The sequence below is a fragment of the Paenibacillus sp. 2KB_22 genome (assembly GCF_052115745.1).
Classification (GTDB): Bacteria; Bacillota; Bacilli; order Paenibacillales; family Paenibacillaceae; genus Paenibacillus.
In genome coordinates, this window is sequence record NZ_JBFRHG010000008.1 from 1 (window position 1) to 16,729 (window position 16,729).

The following is a 16,729-nucleotide window of genomic DNA, read 5'->3' on the forward strand; positions in this document are numbered from 1 at the left end:
CAGTATGTAAGACCCCTTGAAGACGACGAGGTAGATAGGCTGGGGGTGGAAGTGCAGCAATGCATGGAGCTGACCAGTACTAATCGGTCGAGGGCTTATCCAATTTGCAAGTTCAATTCGCACACTTTCGTTTCGAATCTAGTTTTCAGGGAGCAATCCTTGAATGATGTTGAAGATTGTTATTTGGAGAGATACCCAAGTGGCTATAAGGGGACCCTCTGCTAAGGGGTTAGACTGCGTAAGCGGTGCGAGGGTTCGAATCCCTCTCTCTCCGCCATCTTTAGGTAAAGATGGACAAGCAATCAAGACACAATTAATATGGCGGTGTAGCTCAGCTGGCTAGAGCGTACGGTTCATACCCGTAAGGTCGGGGGTTCGATCCCCTCCGCCGCTACCATATTACCCAGGAGGCTTAGCTCAGCTGGGAGAGCATCTGCCTTACAAGCAGAGGGTCGGGGGTTCGATCCCCTCAGCCTCCACCATATACGCCGGTGTAGCTCAACTGGTAGAGCAACTGACTTGTAATCAGTAGGTTGGGGGTTCAAGTCCTCTCGCCGGCACCATTAATGCCTGGAACCGTGGTGTAGTTGGCCTAACATGCCTGCCTGTCACGCAGGAGATCGCGGGTTCGAATCCCGTCGGTTCCGCCATTAATCCTAAAAATTAAATATGGCTCGGTAGCTCAGTCGGTAGAGCAGAGGACTGAAAATCCTCGTGTCGGCGGTTCGATTCCGTCCCGAGCCACCTTTAATCCCTGGAGGATTAGCGAAGTGGCCAAACGCATCAGACTGTAAATCTGCTCCCGTACGGGTTCGGTGGTTCGAATCCATCATCCTCCACCAGTTTTATGAGTCATTAGCTCAGTTGGTAGAGCACCTGACTTTTAATCAGGGTGTCGAAGGTTCGAGCCCTTCATGACTCATCTTTAAGAAAAGAGTGATTAATCATTAATTTGATTAGTCGCTCTTTTTTGTTATGTAATTTTAACGGATTATGGATATTTATTAATGCTGCGCAAGATATGATAAACTAATAGAAAACATGCAGAGTGGTGACGTTCATTATATGAAGTTCATACCTGATTTAAAACAGCAAATTGAAGTCATTATAGGCACAACTTTGGATGAATATGAAATTACAATAGAGGAATGGACGCAATCCGTTGCGAATCTGGTAGGTCTTCATGAAAATTCAGAGACCTTTGGTAATGAAGGCGATAGTCAGGGGTTATCTGAACAATCTACATCTCCTAGCTCATCCGATGTGATCAGTTTGAATACGGGAGAGCGTATATTTTTTAAGGTTCGGATGAATGAGATAGATGAGACCGTTGTATGTTGGGGATGCGCTGCAAGATCTATCACTGTGGAGAGACGTAGATTTATTGAGCTTTTGATCCGCTCCAACACAGAATTACCCGATGAGACACAGCCTGTTGTATATGAGAATGATAGGGAGCAGTATTTGACTGAATTGGGTCTCTGGCTTAGAGAGCAGATCGAAGAACCAACCAAGCAGGAATCTGAAGCGGTTCCTGACCGCTTTGTGGTGGCTGCAGATTTGAATACTGAGAAAATTCTGTTCTTGCTGCAAGGAGATACGCCGGATGCACATCGTTTACGATCCAAGGAACTCAACAAGTTGCTTGAGAGTTATTTTGGCGAGGAGATTGTATTGATTCCCTTAGGGGAGCAAGAGTGGGTTTTCATGGGTGATAAAGAAATTGTTACAGAAGAAGCTGAAGAAGATACAACAGAAGCCAAAAAGGATTCACTGAACGCTTTTTGCCTTGGGTTACATGAACTGGTTGCCAGTGAGTGGGCTGGGGTATTCCATCTGTCTGCATCCCTGCCATGCATACCCGCACAACAACTAGTATCAGTCACAGCTCTTCTTAAAGAAAGTGTTCACTTGGGGAGAGCATTCCATGTTACGCAGCATATTCATCTCTCATGGGATCTGCATCTGGAACGATTGGTAGCGAGTATTCCAGATGCACAACGGATACGGTTTATACAGGAAACAGGCAAAGACACGTTAATCTTCAATGACAGTGAGACTCTTGCTACGCTGGAGACCTTTTTTAGCCTGGACTGTAATGTGAGCGAGACAGCCAAACGGCTTTTCATTCATCGTAATACGTTGGTTTATCGTCTGGACAAGATCAAACAAGAGATTGGTTACGATGTAAGGCACTTTGAAAGTGCTGTTCTAGTGCAGTTTTTGCTGCTTATGTACAAAGTGACGAAAAAGCATTGATATTTTTGTGCAGTTTGCGAATAGTCAAACCTCACGGTGATAGGGTATTATAAAAATACAAATTGTATTCGATTACAAAATGATCTCTGAGGAGGCAACAATCATGGCTGGAGTACGTTTAGAGCATATTTTCAAAAAATACCCGGGTTCTGATAAAGCAACTGTAGTTGACATTAACCTGGACATTAAAGATAAAGAATTTCTGGTATTGGTAGGCCCGTCCGGTTGTGGTAAATCAACAACACTGCGTATGATCGCAGGCCTTGAGGAAATTTCTGAAGGTAAACTCTATATCGGTGACCGTGTCGTTAATGATGTTGCACCTAAAGACCGCGATATCGCGATGGTATTCCAATCCTATGCCTTGTATCCGCATATGAGCGTATATCAAAACATGGCGTTTGGTTTGAAATTGCGTAAGGTTAAAAAAGACGAGATCGACAAACGTGTACGTGAAGCAGCTAAAATCCTGGATATCGAGCATTTGCTTGAGCGTAAACCTAAGGCATTGTCCGGTGGTCAACGTCAGCGTGTCGCTCTAGGACGTGCGATTGTCCGTGATCCACAAGTCTTCTTGATGGATGAGCCTCTCTCCAACTTGGATGCTAAACTTCGTGGTCAGATGCGTGCGGAAATCACTAAACTGGCTAAACGTTTGGAAACAACAGTTATCTACGTAACGCATGACCAGATCGAAGCAATGACGATGGGTGACCGGATCGTAGTTATGAAGGATGGTATCATCCAACAAGCAGCTTCTCCGGAAGAGTTGTATAACCTGCCGGCTAACCTGTTCGTAGCTGGTTTCATCGGTTCCCCGACAATGAACTTTATCTCGGGTAAATTGGCTGAGCAAGGTGCTAACCTGCACTTCGTAGCTCCAGGCGTGGACGTTGAAATCCCGCAAGGTAAAGCACAAGTGTTGAAATCTAGAGGATACATTGGCAAAGAAGTCATTCTGGGTGTTCGTCCAGAAGACATTCACGAAGAGCCAGTATTCCTGGAAGCATCCCCGAACTCTGTATTCTCTACTCACGTAGATGTAACAGAGAACCTCGGTCACGAAATGCTCCTCTACTTGAGCGGTGTAGGTAACGATACCACAATCGCACGTGTAGACGGACGTTCTAACACTCGTGATGGTTCCACAGTTAAAATGGCCATCGACATGAACAAAGTTCATATCTTTGACAAAGAGACTGAAGTAAACGTACTTCTTCAAGACTAATATTACTGGGATTCCTCGGTGACGATGGAATCTGACAGTTAACGCAATTATACATTGTAATGAGAGCCCCTTCCGTTATTGCTGGAAGGGGCTTTTTTTAAAATTAATGAATTCTATAATATTCAGCGGGGCTAGGATTCATAATTACCAGATAGACAACCGCTAAACCATCCATGTAGTATTCCCGATGGGTGCTCGATCAGAAGGTTTTTCTTATGAATAGTTGTCGGAGGCTGCGATTGCATTCATCCCGGAATTCATTTAAGATTATTTGAAGGTCTGTCTTCATATATTTGAGAGAACCGACTGTTGGAAGGGTATGCATTCTTTACCCTATGTTGTGAATGCGCTAATAATGGAAAGAACTGATACACGATCTGAATTACATAGAGGTACAGCGAATGCTGAAAGGAAGAGACAAATGGCGAAAAAAGTGAAAGTATCCGAATTGGTACAGCAGTTTCAGTTGGAGGTTGTTTCTGGATCTCACGGATTGAAAAGAGTCATTACGGTAGATGATCTGAACCGTCCTGGTCTGGAAATGGCCGGTTATTTTGAATACCATCCTCAAGAACGCGTTCAGTTGCTTGGAAGAACGGAACTTGCCTTTTTTGCAATGTTACCCGAGCAAGAGCGGCGTGATCGTATGCAACGTCTATGTACGGAAGAGACGCCTTGTATCGTTGTAACGCGCGGACTTGAAGTGCCGCAAGAACTGATTGATATCAGTGAAGAACGGGATTTGGCTGTATTGCGCAGTAATATGGCAACAACGATTCTGTCCAGCCGGATTACCGGATTTCTGGAAGGCAAATTAGCACCTACTGCAACGATTCACGGTGTACTTTGTGATGTCTATGGCGTAGGTATGCTGATCACAGGTAGTAGCGGTATTGGTAAGAGTGAAACAGCACTTGAACTGGTTAAACGTGGACACCGACTGATTGCCGATGATGCGGTAGAGATCCGCCAAACGTCAGATTTTCAGCTGCACGGTACTGCACCTGAATTGATCCGCCACTTGCTCGAAATTCGAGGTGTCGGTATTATCAACGTCATGACATTGTTCGGAGCCGGTGCAGTTCGGAATAACAAACGGATTACCTTGGTTGTACGTTTGGAAGCATGGCAGCAGGATAAACAATACGATCGTCTGGGTCTGGATGAAGAGACTACACGTATCATTGATACAGATGTGCCACTCGTTACGATTCCTGTTCGTCCGGGACGGAACTTGGCGGTTATTATTGAAGTAGCCGGTATGAACTATCGTCTGAAACAGATGGGTCTTAATGCTGCACTGCAATTCACGAACAAGCTGACAGCAACTATCTCGGAAGATATGGAAGACATGGATTAAGAAATATTTGATATAAGGAAATGAAGATAAATGGTTGACATGTTCTGCTTCTCTTAAGGCGCAGGGCATGCCAACCATTCGTCATGCGTGCGATTGATCGAATAAATAGGAGTGTGAATGAATGGATACATTATTACTGTTGAACCCGATTGCGTTCTCTATTGGAGCGTTAAAGGTTCACTGGTACGGGCTTATTCTTGGTGCCGCGGCACTTATAGGACTCCTGCTCGTGATCCGGGAGGGCAAACGATACAACATTCCACAGGAAGTGTTCATGGACATGGTCCTGCTGGGCGTGCCTTCTGCCATCATTGGTGCCCGCATCTACTATGTTGCATTTAAGTGGGAAGATTATAAGGATAATTTCTGGGATGTCTTTAAAATATGGAATGGCGGTATTGCCATCTATGGTGCCCTTATTGGTGCAATCATCTGTGCAGTTATTTTCTTCCGTCGTAAAGGGTATAACTTCTGGCGTATGGCCGATATCTGTGCGCCTGGACTGATTGTTGGACAGATGATTGGACGTTGGGGGAACTTTGTGAATCAGGAAGCCTACGGCGGTCCTGTGGAAGAATCATTTTTGAGAGACAAGCTTCATCTGCCGGACTTTATTGTGAATCAAATGAACGTAGATGGCGTATTCCATCATCCTGCGTTTTTGTATGAATCGATGTGGAGTCTCGTTGGCCTGGTCTTGTTGCTAGTTCTGCGTCGTCAGAAGTTCCTTCGCTCAGGTGAACTGTTCATGTCTTATTTCATCTGGTATTCTATCGGTCGTTTCTTCATTGAAGCTTTGCGTACGGACAGTCTGGGCTTCCAGGCTCCGCAATGGGTTGCTTCATTAGTGAACGGGCTGTGGTCTCCAATGACTGCGATGGGCTTCGAACAAGGCTATCTTGATCCTGCTTATGGTAACGTAAGAATCTCACAACTGCTGGCTATTGGTATCATTATTGTTGCTGTTGCATTCATTGTGGTGAGAAGAGTGACAGGTAAAGCGGATGTTCGTTACAGTGATCCGATTGTATCGTCCAAAGTTACCTCAGATGATATGGAGCATACGGGAACGGTTGTTGGCAAAGAGAGCAAGGTAACACCTCCAGCCAAAGATGATCCGAAGCAAGTTGATGATAAAAAGGAGTAATGCAACATGATTGACACGGTATTGTTTGATCTGGACGGAACGATTATTGATACCAATGAGCTGATTATCAGCTCATTCCAGCATGTCATGGGGGGATGGGAGCATTCAGCTCCATGGACACGGGAACAGATCATTCCACATATGGGTGGCACACTGGAGCAGCAAATGCGTACCTTCTCTGGTCAGGAGGAAGTCTCCGAGTACGTGAAAGGTTATCGTGCCTATAATGACATCCATCATGAAGCGATGGTTAGACCTTTTCCACATGTTATTGAGGTAGTAGAGGCGTTGCATCAGGCTGGCATTGTGATGGGTGTGGTCACAACTAAAATTCGGCCATCTACATTAAAGGTTCTGGAGCGTTTTGACCTACTGAAATATATGAAGACGATTGTAACCGTGACCGATGTGACGAATCCGAAGCCACACGCTGAGCCTGTATTGAAAGCCATGGCGGAACTGGGTGCAGATCCTACTAAAACGTTGATGGTAGGTGACAGTCCGGTGGATATCCAATCGGCTCAAAATGCGGGCGCACTTTCGGCGGGGGTTGCATGGTCTCTTAAAGGGGAAACAATCCTGAACGGATATGGACCCGATCATATGTTGCACGACATGAGAGACTTGTTAAAACTCATTGGTGTTGAAACGGGACGTCCATGAGAAAAGTAACCCGCTATCCGGTAGAGGACCAGAATGCACTTTGGCATATCTACAAGACAGTGAGTCCGTGGAAGGGCGTTCGTAATTTTATCTGGATCCAGTTGTCACGCTACTGTCCAATCCTATCGGTGAAGAATTGGATTTATCGCCGAATGCTGGGCATGAAGGTGGGAAAACACACGGCCTTTGGCCTGATGGTGATGGTGGATGTGTTTTTTCCGGAGAAAATAACGGTCGGCGAAAACTCGGTCATCGGTTACAACACAACAATTCTCGCTCATGAGTATCTCATTAAGGAGTACAGGCTCGGCGAGGTCATTATCGGGGAAAATGTACTGATTGGTGCCAATACAACGATTCTGCCTGGGGTAACCATAGGGGATGGAGCGGTTGTAGCTGCTGGAGCAGTCGTACATAAGGATGTTGCTCCGGGAGCTTTTGTTGGTGGCAATCCACTGCGTGATTTATCCCGTGCGGCAGCTCCTACGGAAGAGACTGTCTTTAACACGGATGATTCTTCTCAGGGCAGTGTGCATTAAGTAAGTAAAGTTATAAATCAAGATGAATCAATGAAGATGTGTCGAAATAAAAAGCTGCTTATGGCAGCTTTTTTCGTATATAAATACCGATTGGTGAGGGTAACAGTGTGTATATAAAACGATATGCCTATCCAAGGGCAATCAAGCTTCGGTATTGTTGACGGTAGTGCGGATTTCATGTTATCATATCCCATATCCTTTAGTTTGTTAGCACTTTACCATGTGAAAGTATTGTTGGAGAAATTAAACGTGATAAAGGTTGAACTAAACCAATAGATGAAGGCTTTTGCAGCAATACGTTGATTCAGGGTTACAAGATAGAATGGGGATTTACACTACATAAATCCTGTTGATATAGAACGAGTACCACTCTTAAATTACTGACTCGGGGTGAATAATACCAATGTCCAAACCAAAAGGATTTGAAAAACCAACCGGATTTCGCGACTATACACCACATGTAGTATCCAAACTGCGGACAATTGAGCGGAATGTACTGGAATGTATGGAACGCTGGGGTTACCGTCAGATCATCACACCAACAATTGAATACTACGACACGGTAGGTGTAGCCAGCTCTACATCGGATCGCAAATTGTTCAAATTATTGAACAGCCGGGGAACCACGCTGGTGCTCCGATCGGATCTAACGGCTCCGATTGCACGCGTCGTTTCGTCCATGCTCAAAGATGAGCAATTGCCGCTGCGTCTGTCCTATCATGCGAACGTATTTCGTTCCATTGAAGAGGAAGCTGGGCGCGAGGCAGAATTCTTCCAGACAGGCGTGGAGCTGGTCGGGGACGATTCACCTGAAGCGGATGCAGAAGTTGTTGCGCTTGCGATTGCCTCTTTGCAGGCAGCGGGCGTGTCTTCTTTTAAAATAGCGATGGGTCATATGGGATTCCTGAACGGATTACTGGAGGAAGTCATTCCAGGCCAGACAACGGAGCAGGAGCAATTGAAGGAAGGGCTGCTCGGACGTGATTATGTGGGCTATCGACAGTCCATTGAAACATTGAATCTGGAACCGAAGTTGAAAGAACAGCTTGAAGCGATCCTGCGTCTGCGCGGTGGCAAGGAAGTATGCACACATGCGGTAGAGCTAAGTTCAAGCGCTGAAGCAGCAAAGTCGATTGCACATCTGTGTGCAGTATTCGAAGTGTTGGAAGCGTACGGTGTATCCGAACATGTGCTGATTGATCTGACGATGATCGGGGATTTCTCCTATTATACGGGCATGACGTTTGAAGGATATGCAGCAGAACTGGGATCTCCGGTATGTAGTGGGGGGCGGTATGACAATCTGTTACAACAATTCGGGCGTTCGTTGCCAGCTACAGGGTTTGCACTGAAAACCAACCGGATTATTGATGGCGTTCACGGCATTACCATTGAAGAGAAGAAACCGATACTTATCCAATATAGCCCGAAACGTCGGGCCGAGGCACTGACAGAAGCGGCAAGATTACGCAGTCTGGGACAAAATGTAGTGACACTCCTTCTTCCTGAAGACGGGGCTGGAGCAAGTGCTGTATCTGCTGGAGCAACAACCGTTCAGGCTGAGCAGGTTATAACTTACGGATCTGAAGAAGGAGGACGCTGAGATGTTGGATATTCTGAAGGTGGCCATGCCGAAGGGCCGAATCTATAAAAAAGCCTCCAAATTGTTCCGTGAAGCGGGGCTGGATATTCCAGAAGACGTGGATGATACACGCAGATTGGTTATTGAAGTACCGGAAGCGGGAATGGAATTCATCATGGCGAAGCCAGTAGATGTTCCAACGTACGTGGAGTACGGTGTTGCTGATATCGGAATTGTTGGTAAAGACGTGCTACTGGAGGAAAATCGGGATGTGTACGAACTGTTGAATCTGGGAATCGCTCAGTGCCGTATGTCTGTGATTGGACTTCCCGACTGGAAGCCAGGCATTCAGCAACGTGTTGCAACGAAGTACCCGAGGATCGCTTCACAGTATTTCCGGGAGCAAGGGCAGCAGGTCGAAGTTATCAAGCTGAATGGTTCCATTGAGCTTGCACCCTTGATTGGTCTGGCAGACCGGATCGTCGATCTGGTGGAGACAGGTCAGACACTGCGCGAGAACGGATTGGTGGAGATGACAGGCATTCTGGACATCACCAGCCGTCTTATCGCCAATCGGGTAAGTTATCGGATGAAAAATGCACGAATTCAGGCTTTGTGTGATGCACTTCAGCAGGTTATTCCGGCATCGAATGAGATATCGGCGGGAAGCCTTCGGGGATAAATTACTGATATGCAAGGACTGCAAGGTAGCAAGAACGAGAAATAAAGCAACGGAAATAACAAAAGAATGAAACGATAGAAGCAAGAAACGTGAAAAATCAGAATCGAATCGGCCATAAAAAGGCAGGCATTACAGAGGATGAGGAGGTTGTACGTATGAAAATTGTACCTGCACGTGAATTTGATCTGAAGCGGGAAGTGGAGTATGGCACGCCAGAGCAAAATGAAACGGTACGGCGTATTGTCAGCGATATTCGCCGTGAGGGTGATGCGGCACTGCTGCGTTACACGGAGCAGCTGGACCGCACGAAGCTGACGGCCGCGGAATTGCGCGTGCCGCAGGAAGAGCTGCAGGCGGCTTATGCAGCCGTGGAGCCATCCTTTGTGACGGCGATTCGGCAAGCCGCCGCCAACATTCGTGCATTTCACGAGAAGCAGAAACGCAACTCGTGGATGGATTGGCAGCCGGACGGCAGCCTGCTGGGCCAGGTCATCCGGCCGCTGAAGCGGGTCGGCGTCTATGTACCTGGCGGCAAAGCAGCGTATCCATCGTCTGTGCTGATGAATGTGATTCCGGCACAGGTGGCAGGCGTGCCGGAGATCGTTCTCGTGACGCCGCCGTCTACGAACGGTGGCGAAGGCATTAACCCGTACATTCTCGTTGCTGCTGCGGAAGCAGGCGTAAGCGAGATGTACCGGGTTGGCGGCGCTCAAGCCATCGCCGCCCTTGCTTACGGCACGGAGAGTATTGCACCGGTCGACAAGATCTGTGGACCGGGCAATATTTACGTGGCGCTCGCGAAGCGCGAAGTGTACGGTGCGGTCGATATCGATAGTATCGCCGGGCCGAGTGAGATTGTGGTACTCGCCGATGATACGGCGAATCCGGTGTATGTCGCCGCGGACCTGTTGTCGCAGGCGGAACATGACGAGATGGCATCGGCCATTCTCGTCACGAATTCGGCCACGCTGGCGGAAGCCGTGCAGGGCGAAGTGCAGCGGCAGCTTGAAGTGCTGCCGCGGCGTGATATCGCTGCTGCTTCGGTGGAGCAGTATGGCGCGATTATTGTGGTCGATTCCATCGATGAGGGAATCGACGTGGTGAACCGGCTCGCACCGGAGCATCTGGAGATCATGGTACAGGAGCCAATGGCTTACGCTGGCCGAATCGAGAATGCCGGCGCGATCTTCCTTGGCCCGTACAGCTCGGAGCCGGTAGGGGATTACTTTGCCGGACCAAATCACATTATTCCGACCAATGGAACTGCGCGATTCAGTTCGCCAGTGGACGTGGATGATTTTATCAAGAAATCGAGTCTGATCTATTATAGTAAAGAAGCGCTGCTGCAGAACGGAGCGGCTATTATAGAGTTGGCCCGCCATGAGGGTCTTGAAGGGCATGCCCGTGCAATCGCTGTACGGTTAGAACAGGAAGGAAAGGCGGAATCGGACAATGGATAATCAAAATAACGGAGTGGAACTTGAAAACAAAGGTGCAGTGCGCCAAGCAGAGGTTGATCGCAAAACGAACGAGACCAATATCCAATTGGCCTTTAATGTAGACGGAACAGGACAATCCACGATTGAAACGGATGTGCCCTTCCTGAACCATATGCTGGATCTGTTCACGAAGCATGGACAATTCGACCTGAACGTACAGGCCCGTGGAGATATTGATATTGACGATCACCACACGGTTGAAGACATCGGAATTTGTCTAGGGCAGACGTTGCGAGAAGCATTGGGTGACAAACGCGGTATTAAGCGTTACGCCAGTGTTTTTGTACCGATGGACGAGGCACTCGCTCAGGTTATTATTGATGTGAGCAACCGACCTCACTTTGAATACCGTGCAGAATACCCTTCTCAACAGGTAGGCAGTTTCTCCACGGAGCTGGTACATGAATTCTTGTGGAAATTGGCGCTGGAAGCTCGGATTACGTTGCATGTCATTGTGCACTATGGTCAGAATACCCACCACATGATTGAAGCGATCTTTAAGGCATTGGGACGTGCACTGGATGAAGCAACGATGATTGATCCGCGTGTAACGGGTGTGCCTTCCACGAAGGGAGTGCTGTAGACGATGGCGATTGCAATTGTCGATTACGGTATGGGTAACCTGCACAGCGTTGGCAAAGCGGTCGAACGTCTTGGCTACGAAGCGCTGGTCACGGGTGACCGGGAAGAGATTATTGGCGCAGATGGTGTCATTCTGCCAGGCGTAGGTGCTTTTGGTGATGCGATGGTTCATTTGCGGGAGAGTGGACTGGATACGGTGGTAAAGGAAGCGGCTGTCGGGTCCAAGCCGCTGCTTGGTATCTGTCTGGGGATGCAGTTGTTGTTCAGCTCAAGTGAAGAGCATGGTGAACATGAGGGACTGGATATATTGCCAGGTAAAGTGGTGCGTTTCGCTCCCGGAGAACTGAAGGTTCCTCATATGGGATGGAACCGTTTGGAGTTCCTGCACGCGGAAAACCCGCTATTTATGGGGCTTGAGGCAGGACACGTCTATTTTGTTCATTCCTATCATGCGCTTACTGAAAACAGGGACGATCTGCTGGCGGTAACGGATTACGGACATCCGGTGACAGCCATTGTAGGCAGAGGATCCAACTTCGGCATGCAATTCCACCCGGAGAAAAGTGGAGAGCTTGGCATGAAGCTGCTCGGCAACTTTTTGGCTCTGACAGGAGCACCTGTACAAAGGTAAAACATCAGCTCTTCTTAACTATAGAAAGCGTACAAATCTAATTCATATTCAGGAGGCCTTGTATGTCATCTTTTATCCTATACCCGGCGATTGATATCCGGGACGGCAAATGTGTAAGACTGGTGCAGGGAGATTATAATCAGGAGACTGTGTATAACGATGACCCGGTTCAAGTGGCTTTATCCTGGGAGAAACAAGGCGGTACATATGTTCATCTGGTGGATCTGGATGGTGCGAAAGCAGGGCATCCTGTTAACGATGAGCTGATTGGGCGGATTGCGTCGTCTGTAAACGTACCTGTTCAGGTGGGCGGCGGACTTCGTACAGTAGCGGATGTAGAGCGTTTGCTGGGTCTGGGTGTTAGCCGGCTGATCATTGGAACAGCAGCAATTGAGGATCGTGCTTTTACAGAGGAAGTACTGGGACGTTACGGGGACAAAGTGGCAATTGGTATCGATGCACGTAATGGTTACGTGGCAACTCGCGGATGGCTTGAAACATCGGAAGTACAGGCAGAGGTACTCGCGAAGGAATTGGCGGCATATGGGGCAGAAACGTTTATCTTTACGGATATTTCCCGTGATGGCATGATGCAGGGTCCTAATGTGGAAGCGATTGTGTCTCTTGCCAAGGCGAGCGGACGTACGGTTATTGCTTCCGGCGGTGTAAGTGTAATGGATGATCTGCTTCGTTTGAGTCGCCACGCGGATGATGGTGTTGGTGGAGCAATTGTGGGTAAAGCACTGTATACAGGAAGTATCGATCTGTCTGAAGCAGTACGTGCGGTCAATAAGTAAGGGATATTCGGATAGAGAGGAAGAGGTAGCATGCTGGCAAAAAGAATCATCCCCTGTCTGGACGTGAAGGACGGCCGGGTCGTCAAAGGCGTCAACTTCGTTAATCTCCGCGATGCGGGTGATCCGGTAGAGCTGGCGGCACTATATGACCGCGAGGGCGCAGACGAACTGGTGTTTCTCGATATCTCCGCTTCGGTAGAAGGGCGCGAAACGATGGAAGAAGTCGTGCGGCAGACGGCGGGCGAGATCGCTATTCCCTTTACGGTAGGTGGTGGCATCTCCAAGGTAGAGGACATGAAGCGGATTCTTCGTGCGGGAGCGGATAAAATCGCAGTGAATACAGCCGCGGTACTTAATCCGCAGTTGATTGCAGATGGTGCACGTCGCTTTGGCTCGCAGTGTATCGTGGTAGCGATCGATGCCAAGTATAACGAAGCTTGGGGCGAGTGGGAAGTCTATACCCATGGTGGACGGAAACCCTCCGGCATCAAGGCGCTGGAATGGGTTAAACAGGCTGAGAGCTTGGGCGCGGGGGAGATTCTTCTCACAAGTATGGACGCGGACGGAACAAAAGACGGCTTTGATCTGAAGCTGACGGCAGCGGTATCCGAATCTGTGCGTATTCCAGTCATCGCATCGGGCGGTGCGGGCAAGGAATCTCATTTCTATGATGTATTTACCACAGGCAAAGCGGACGCAGGGCTGGCCGCAACGATTTTCCATTACAAAGAAATCGCCGTACCGGCGTTAAAACAACATTTGAGAGAACAAGGGGTGGAGATCCGTGACTAAAGTGAGCGATGAAATCAAGGAACAGTTGTCCTTGGAACAGGTTGTGGAACACATTCGTTGGAGTGATGGTTTGGTTCCTGCCATTGTGCAGGATGTGGATACTCGGGAAGTCTTAATGATGGCTTATATGAATCGCGAATCTCTGAAGTTGTCGCTTGAATCCGGTGAAACGTGGTTCTGGTCACGCTCGCGTCAAGAGCTGTGGCACAAAGGTGCAACATCTGGTAACGTGCAGACCATTACTTCCCTGAAATATGATTGTGATGGTGATACCTTGTTGGTTGAGGTCAAACCGAACGGTCCTGCCTGCCATACAGGTGCGGTAACATGTTTCCATAATGAAATCATTGGTTTGCCAGAGAAATCGGCGGATAAGGGTTCGGATGATGCGAGTGAGGCATCTGCTTCGGGAAGTTCCGATTCCGAAAGCCGCTTCGAGGTTTTGGCTGAACTGGAGTCCGTTATTGCAGAGCGTGAACGTGAACGCCCTGAGGGTGCATATACAACGTATCTGTTTGATAAAGGTGTAGACAAAATATTGAAAAAAATCGGTGAAGAAGCATCCGAAACGATCATCGCCGCCAAAAATAAAGATAATGACGAGCTTCGTCTGGAGGTCAGTGACCTGATGTATCACCTGCTCGTCCTGTTACAAGAGCGCAAGCTGCCGCTGGACGATATTATGTCAGAGCTGAGCCGCCGTCATGAACGGCCTCGCCGCGATTAGGAGGCGAGCTTCGTGCGTATAGATTATCACACACACCATGAGCGGTGTGGACATGCCGTTGGCAAACTGGAAGAGTACGTGCAACGTGGTGTGGAGATCGGACTATCCCAGATTGGATTGTCCGATCACATGCCATTATTGCATGTCGATCCGGCTCAATATTATCCGGAAATGGCGATGCCTATGGATGAACTGCCGCGTTACGTAGAGGAGTGTTTCTCCCTGAAAGAACGTTACCGCGGGCAGATTGACGTACGTGTTGGTCTGGAAGGTGACTATATTGAAGGCTGGGAAACAGAGATCCGTGCAATCATTGAGCGTTATCCATGGGATTATGTGATTGGCTCTGTTCATTTCCTCGGGGAATGGGACATTACGGATTTCCGCCAGACCCATCACTGGGAGGGCAAAGACATCCTTGACGTATATCGTCAGTACTATGATGCTGTAAGCAAGGCAGCTGCGACGGGCCTGTACGATATTATGGGCCATACGGATGTCATTAAACGGTTTGGCTATGTTCCTTCAGCTGAACAGACAGAAGAACGTATCTCACTGGAGAACGCAGCGTTGCAGGCTATTGCCAAAAGTGGCTGCGCCATGGAACTGAATGCTTCCGGGTTATCGAAGCCTTGCGCCGAGATGTTCCCTAGTCGCAGAATGCTGACGGAGGCCATTCGATTGGGTATTCCATTAACGATGGGCTCCGATGCACATGACCCTCTTAAGTTGGGGGATTATTTGCCGGAAGCTGAAGCACTTTTACATGAGTTGGGCTGTACGGAAGTCGCTGTTTTTGAAGGCCGTCAGCGCTCGTTCATTCCTTTAAATGTATAAGCCAGTAGAGTATAATGAGGGTAGGAAATAACCTTTTAGAGGTAGTTCAAAAAGTCCGCCTTTGATTACGAAGGATGCCTAATGGCATCTTCAGCATCGAAGCTGGAATTCAGCCGAAATGTCCGTTGCTCACGTAGTTTTGCTACGCTCCGCTACTCCATTTCTAGCTTTATCCCATCTTCTCGGTACTGAAAACCGGTCTTTTTGAACACTCGCTTTTAGATAAGGGATTATATAGGGACTTCAACCCTCGGGAGGGCATTATGCAGCATTCGTTACGTATTTTTTCCGGTTCATCGAACCCTAAGCTGGCAGAACAGGTATGTGACAAGCTGGGAGTACAACTGGGCAAGATCAAGCTGTCCAGGTTCAAGAGCGGAGAAATATACGTTCATTATGAAGAAACGATCCGTAATTGTGATGTGTTTCTGGTACAGTCGTTGTCCCATCCGATCAATGAGCTATTTGTTGAGCTGCTTGTGATGATTGATGCCGCGAAAAGGGCTTCTGCGCGCACGGTGAACATCATTGTTCCGTATTATGGCTATGCTCGTCAAGAGCGCAAATCGGCTCCACGGGAGCCGATCTCGGCCAAGATGGTCGCAGATGTATTAACTACGGCTGGCGCCAATCGAGTGGTAACGATTGACCTGCACGCAGCGGCCATTCAGGGATTCTTCAACATTCCAGTTGATCACATGACATCGCTGGACCTGATCAGTGATTATCTGTTAAGCAAAGGAATTGAAAATCCAGTCGTTGTCTCTCCGGATGCGGGACGAGCTTCCATGGCAGAGAAACTGGCGAACCGCCTGGATTCCCCATTTGCCATTATGATCAAGAAACGTCCAAGCCATAATGAATCGGTAATTACCCATGTCATTGGTGATGTAGAAGGACGGACACCGATTATTATTGAGGATCTGATCGACACCGGAACAACCATTCTGAATGTGGTGGAAGGGTTGAAGGAACGCGGGTCCAAAAATGTATATGTATGTGCAACACACGGATTGTTCTCAGATGGGGCAGTAAGTAAATTGAATCACCCGTCAATTGAAGAGGTGGTAGTTACGGACTCGATCGCACTGCCAGATGACCACCCTGAATGCTTCAAAGTGTTACCTGTTGCGCCAATGCTGGCTCGCGCCGTGCGCATTATTGTGGATGGTGGCTCCATGGCCACATTGTTTAAGGATTCTGGCATTTAGAGCATCGAGGATATAACGGTGTGTGGCCAGATGAACAGTTCCGTGTCTGAGTTGTTGTCTGCTCAGCACGGTTTTTTTGTTTTGGCTCTTGGAATTCAATTCTTGCATTGCTGCTCAGAGGCTTGTGCTATAATAACATAAAATCAGTCATGATAACGTTATCATATGGTATTCAGCCCCTAAGGTGAGATGG

The 16,729-nt window shown here is 48.1% G+C and carries 16 protein-coding genes, 8 tRNA genes and 1 rRNA gene; all 25 read left to right on the top strand.

What is annotated here, in order from left to right; all coding sequences use genetic code 11:
• Window positions 1-103: ribosomal RNA gene (locus AB4111_RS27460) — 23S ribosomal RNA — on the top strand; the annotation flags it as partial.
• Between the two features lie 82 nt (window positions 104-185).
• Window positions 186-277 (top strand) — tRNA-Ser (locus AB4111_RS27465).
• Between the two features lie 43 nt (window positions 278-320).
• Window positions 321-397: transfer RNA gene (locus AB4111_RS27470), tRNA-Met, on the top strand.
• Window positions 398-406: 9 nt separating this feature from the next.
• A tRNA-Val gene (locus tag AB4111_RS27475) sits at window positions 407-482 on the top strand.
• A 5-nt stretch (window positions 483-487) separates the two neighbouring features.
• Window positions 488-563 (top strand) — tRNA-Thr (locus AB4111_RS27480).
• 9 nt (window positions 564-572) lie between these two features.
• Window positions 573-650 (top strand) — tRNA-Asp (locus AB4111_RS27485).
• Window positions 651-671: 21 nt separating this feature from the next.
• A tRNA-Phe gene (locus AB4111_RS27490) sits at window positions 672-744 on the top strand.
• A gap of 12 nt (window positions 745-756) precedes the next feature.
• Window positions 757-842: transfer RNA gene (locus AB4111_RS27495), tRNA-Tyr, on the top strand.
• Between the two features lie 7 nt (window positions 843-849).
• Window positions 850-922 (top strand) — tRNA-Lys (locus AB4111_RS27500).
• A gap of 143 nt (window positions 923-1,065) precedes the next feature.
• A complete protein-coding gene (locus AB4111_RS27505; protein WP_442034225.1) occupies window positions 1,066-2,259 on the top strand; it encodes a PucR family transcriptional regulator in 1,194 nt (397 codons plus the stop codon).
• Between the two features lie 103 nt (window positions 2,260-2,362).
• Window positions 2,363-3,487, top strand: a complete 1,125-nt coding sequence (locus tag AB4111_RS27510; RefSeq protein ID WP_062837775.1) for an ABC transporter ATP-binding protein — start codon at window positions 2,363-2,365, stop codon at window positions 3,485-3,487.
• 421 nt (window positions 3,488-3,908) lie between these two features.
• The gene (gene hprK, locus AB4111_RS27515; protein WP_091011999.1) at window positions 3,909-4,847 is read left to right on the top strand and encodes an HPr(Ser) kinase/phosphatase; all 939 of its coding nucleotides are present in this window, start codon (window positions 3,909-3,911) and stop codon (window positions 4,845-4,847) included.
• Between the two features lie 121 nt (window positions 4,848-4,968).
• On the top strand, window positions 4,969-5,994 hold the full coding sequence (gene lgt / locus AB4111_RS27520; protein WP_442034228.1) for a prolipoprotein diacylglyceryl transferase: 1,026 nt from the start codon (window positions 4,969-4,971) through the stop codon (window positions 5,992-5,994).
• A 6-nt stretch (window positions 5,995-6,000) separates the two neighbouring features.
• A complete protein-coding gene (ppaX, locus tag AB4111_RS27525) occupies window positions 6,001-6,657 on the top strand; it encodes a pyrophosphatase PpaX (RefSeq protein ID WP_442034230.1) in 657 nt (218 codons plus the stop codon).
• Entirely contained in the window at window positions 6,654-7,196 is a 543-nt protein-coding gene (locus AB4111_RS27530; RefSeq protein WP_442034232.1) for an acyltransferase, read from the top strand. The genes ppaX and AB4111_RS27530 overlap by 4 nt, the downstream gene beginning before the upstream one ends.
• 403 nt (window positions 7,197-7,599) lie before the next feature.
• Window positions 7,600-8,799 carry an ATP phosphoribosyltransferase regulatory subunit gene (locus AB4111_RS27535; protein ID WP_442034234.1) on the top strand — a complete coding sequence of 400 codons (1,200 nt, stop codon included), beginning with the start codon at window positions 7,600-7,602 and terminating at the stop codon, window positions 8,797-8,799.
• Between the two features lies 1 nt (window position 8,800).
• Window positions 8,801-9,460 carry an ATP phosphoribosyltransferase gene (gene hisG / locus AB4111_RS27540; RefSeq protein WP_442034236.1) on the top strand — a complete coding sequence of 220 codons (660 nt, stop codon included), beginning with the start codon at window positions 8,801-8,803 and terminating at the stop codon, window positions 9,458-9,460.
• Between the two features lie 155 nt (window positions 9,461-9,615).
• Window positions 9,616-10,920: a histidinol dehydrogenase gene (gene hisD / locus AB4111_RS27545; protein WP_074092955.1), complete on the top strand. Its 1,305-nt coding sequence runs from the start codon at window positions 9,616-9,618 to the stop codon at window positions 10,918-10,920.
• Complete coding sequence (gene hisB, locus AB4111_RS27550) at window positions 10,913-11,542, top strand: imidazoleglycerol-phosphate dehydratase HisB (protein WP_442034238.1); 630 nt, start codon at window positions 10,913-10,915, stop codon at window positions 11,540-11,542. The genes hisD and hisB overlap by 8 nt, the downstream gene beginning before the upstream one ends.
• 3 nt (window positions 11,543-11,545) lie before the next feature.
• Window positions 11,546-12,172, top strand: a complete 627-nt coding sequence (gene hisH, locus AB4111_RS27555; protein WP_442034240.1) for an imidazole glycerol phosphate synthase subunit HisH — start codon at window positions 11,546-11,548, stop codon at window positions 12,170-12,172.
• Window positions 12,173-12,234: 62 nt separating this feature from the next.
• Window positions 12,235-12,969: a 1-(5-phosphoribosyl)-5-[(5-phosphoribosylamino)methylideneamino]imidazole-4-carboxamide isomerase gene (gene hisA, locus AB4111_RS27560; RefSeq protein ID WP_091012008.1), complete on the top strand. Its 735-nt coding sequence runs from the start codon at window positions 12,235-12,237 to the stop codon at window positions 12,967-12,969.
• Window positions 12,970-12,999: 30 nt separating this feature from the next.
• A complete protein-coding gene (hisF, locus tag AB4111_RS27565) occupies window positions 13,000-13,761 on the top strand; it encodes an imidazole glycerol phosphate synthase subunit HisF (RefSeq protein WP_017691268.1) in 762 nt (253 codons plus the stop codon).
• Entirely contained in the window at window positions 13,754-14,488 is a 735-nt protein-coding gene (hisIE, locus tag AB4111_RS27570) for a bifunctional phosphoribosyl-AMP cyclohydrolase/phosphoribosyl-ATP diphosphatase HisIE (protein WP_374954439.1), read from the top strand. The genes hisF and hisIE overlap by 8 nt, the downstream gene beginning before the upstream one ends.
• Before the next feature lie 12 nt (window positions 14,489-14,500).
• The gene (gene hisJ, locus AB4111_RS27575) at window positions 14,501-15,325 is read left to right on the top strand and encodes a histidinol-phosphatase HisJ (protein WP_442034243.1); all 825 of its coding nucleotides are present in this window, start codon (window positions 14,501-14,503) and stop codon (window positions 15,323-15,325) included.
• A gap of 263 nt (window positions 15,326-15,588) precedes the next feature.
• A complete protein-coding gene (locus AB4111_RS27580) occupies window positions 15,589-16,536 on the top strand; it encodes a ribose-phosphate diphosphokinase (RefSeq protein WP_036616184.1) in 948 nt (315 codons plus the stop codon).
• Window positions 16,537-16,729 lie beyond the last annotated feature (193 nt).